The sequence below is a fragment of the Kineococcus indalonis genome (assembly GCF_009906395.1).
GTDB classification, from domain to species: Bacteria; Actinomycetota; Actinomycetes; order Actinomycetales; family Kineococcaceae; genus Kineococcus; species Kineococcus indalonis.
This window is the reverse complement of record NZ_JAAALM010000519.1, coordinates 1-2,804: the sequence shown is the minus strand read 5'-3', so window position 1 is coordinate 2,804 and position 2,804 is coordinate 1. Positions and strand designations below refer to the sequence as shown.

Here is a 2,804-nt window from a genome sequence, read left to right as displayed (position 1 = left end):
TCCTCCAGCAGGGCGCGCATGGGCCGGGTGGGGCGGAACCAGCCGCCGTCGGGCGGCAGGGCGGTCAGGCGGGTGCGCCCGAGGGAGACCTGGAAGGCGCCGGGGACGTCCTCGAGGTCGACGAACTCGATGTGCGGGGACTCCTGCGCGTAGCCGGCGACCTCGGCGAAGGAGAGGACGACGCAGCGCACGCCGGCGCGGTGCAGCTCCTCCAGGGGGGCGAGGAAGTTGCGGCCGTCGCCGCTGGCGACGACGAGGCGGCGCAGGCGGTGGCTGGCGGCGCGCTCGGCGATGTGGCGCAGCATCGCGTCGTCGACGTCGTCCTCGGGGTGCAGCTTGGGCCGGGCGAAGACGGCGTAGCCGAAGCTGCGCAGGGCCTCGATCCAGCCGCGCAGGGAGACGGCGGCGGCGGGCTGGACGTTGGTGAACACGCAGCCCTCGACCTCGTGGTCGCCGGCCTCGGAGAGGAACCAGCGGGCGATGGCGTCGAAGCGCGGCCGGTCGGAGGAGGCCGGGCGCGAGCCGAGGATCGCCGACAGGGTCATGTCGATGTTCGGCGCGTCCCACACGAGCAGGTCGAGGTCCCGCGAGGGCTCGTGGGGGCGCGTCGAGTCCATGAGCACCAAGTTACACGGAGAGTTACTGAGTCGCGACGCAACGCGGTGCCGAGGTGACGCGGCGTGTCTACAGGCCCACTGCGCGGCACGCACGGTGGCGCTCGTCGTGCACCGAGCCGCTCACCCACCACGCTCCGGCACGCACCGGCGGCGCGGTCGGCCACGGCCGCGTCGTGGCGGGCGGGCGCGGCGGGGTCACCGCCGGCCGGGACGGGGGGGTCGCCGACCAGGAAGGCCAGGGAGGCCAGGGAGGCCGAGGCGGAGCGGGCCGCGCGGGCCCGGTCCTCGGCCTCGTGCGCCCGGCGCAGCAGCTGCGGCGAGCGGTGCCGGGCGTCCCCCAGGTGCGGGGCGCAGGTGCGCAGCGCCGCGGCGGCGCCCTCGCCCCGCCAGTGGCCGTCGGCGGCGGCCCCGCGCAGCCGGGCCGACCGCCGCTGCAGCTCGGCGGCGGTGCCGGTGCGCTCACCGGTGCCCCGCGGGGCTCAGCGCTGGGTCAGCTCCCAGGCGTCCTCGCCGCCGTCGGCCTCGACCTCCTCCAGCGGGCCGTCGGCGTCGGGCTCCAGCGCCCGCGGCGCCTCCTCCCCGCGCATCAGCGCCAGCGTGGCCGGCAGGTCCTCCGGGCGCACCAGCACGTCGCGGGCCTTGGAGCCCTCGCTGGGCCCGACGACGCCGCGCGACTCCAGCAGGTCCATCAGCCGGCCCGCCTTGGCGAAGCCCACCCGCAGCTTGCGCTGCAGCATCGAGGTGGAGCCGAACTGCGTGGTGACGACCAGCTCGGCGGCCTGCAGCAGCACGTCGAGGTCGTCGCCGATCTCCTCGTCGACCTGCTTCTTCTGGGCCGGGGCCACCACGTCGTCGCGGTACGCCGGCGCCAGCTGCGCCTTCACGTGCGAGACGACGGCCTCGATCTCGCTCTCGGTGACCCACGCGCCCTGCACGCGCATGGGCTTGGAGGCCCCCATCGGCAGGAAGAGCGCGTCGCCCTGCCCGACGAGCTTCTCGGCGCCGGGCTGGTCGAGGACGACGCGCGAGTCGGCCAGCGAGGACGTCGCGAAGGCCAGGCGGCTGGGCACGTTGGCCTTGATGAGGCCGGTGACGACGTCCACGGAGGGCCGCTGGGTGGCGAGCACGAGGTGGATGCCGGCGGCGCGGGCCAGCTGGGTGATGCGCTGGATGGACGCCTCGACGTCGCGCGGGGCGACCATCATGAGGTCGGCCAGCTCGTCGACGATGACCAGCAGGTACGGGTACGGCTGCAGCACCCGCTTCGAGCCCTCCGGGGGCTCGACCCGCCCGGCGCGCACGGCCTTGTTGAAGTCGTCGATGTGCTTGAAGCCGAACGCTGCGAGGTCGTCGTAGCGCAGGTCCATCTCGCGCACGACCCACTCCAGGGCCTCGGCGGCCTTCTTGGGGTTGGTGATGATGGGCGTGACGAGGTGCGGGATGCCCTCGTAGATCGTCAGCTCGACGCGCTTGGGGTCCACGAGCACCATGCGCACCTCGTCGGGGGTGGCCCGCATGAGGATCGAGGTGATCATGGAGTTGACGAAGCTGGACTTGCCGGCGCCGGTGGCCCCGGCCACCAGCAGGTGCGGCATCTTCGCCAGGTTCGCCACGACGAAGCCGCCCTCGACGTCCTTGCCGACGCCCATGACCATGGGGTGCTCGGTGCGGGCGGCGACGGCGCTGCGCAGCACGTCGCCCAGCGAGACGGTCTCGCGGTCGGTGTTGGGGATCTCGATGCCGATGGCGGACTTGCCCGGGATGGGCGAGAGGATGCGCACGTCGGCGCTGGCCACGGCGTAGGCGATGTTCTTGGACAGCTGCGTGACGCGCTCGACCTTGGTGCCGGCGCCCAGCTCCACCTCGTAGCGGGTCACGGTCGGGCCGCGGGAGAAGCCGGTGACGCGCGCGTCGATGTCGAACTGGTCCAGCACCCCGGACAGGGCCTCCACGACGCGGTCGTTGGCGGCGCTGCGCTCCTTGGGCGGGGTGCCGGGGTTCAGGCTGGACGGCTCCGGCAGCGCGTAGGTGACGTCGCCGGCCAGCGCCAGCTGCTCGATGCGCGGGGGCATGGGGGTGTGCGGCGGCGCCGGCAGGTCCTTGGGCCCGGCGGCGGGCACGGGACCGGGCGCGGCGCCGGGCTCGGCGGCGGCCTCGACGGGCGCCGCGGCGGGCACCGGGCGCCGC

2 protein-coding genes are annotated in these 2,804 nt (G+C 74.8%); both read right to left on the bottom strand.

Features of this window, described 5'->3' with window-relative positions:
* Positions 1-617, bottom strand: a 617-nt coding sequence (locus GTR00_RS18280) for an NYN domain-containing protein (RefSeq protein WP_166613000.1), incomplete at its 3' end; no start/stop codon positions are given.
* A 479-nt stretch (positions 618-1,096) separates the two neighbouring features.
* The coding region (locus GTR00_RS18275; protein ID WP_240900578.1) for a DNA translocase FtsK at positions 1,097-2,804 on the bottom strand (1,708 nt) is incomplete at its 5' end.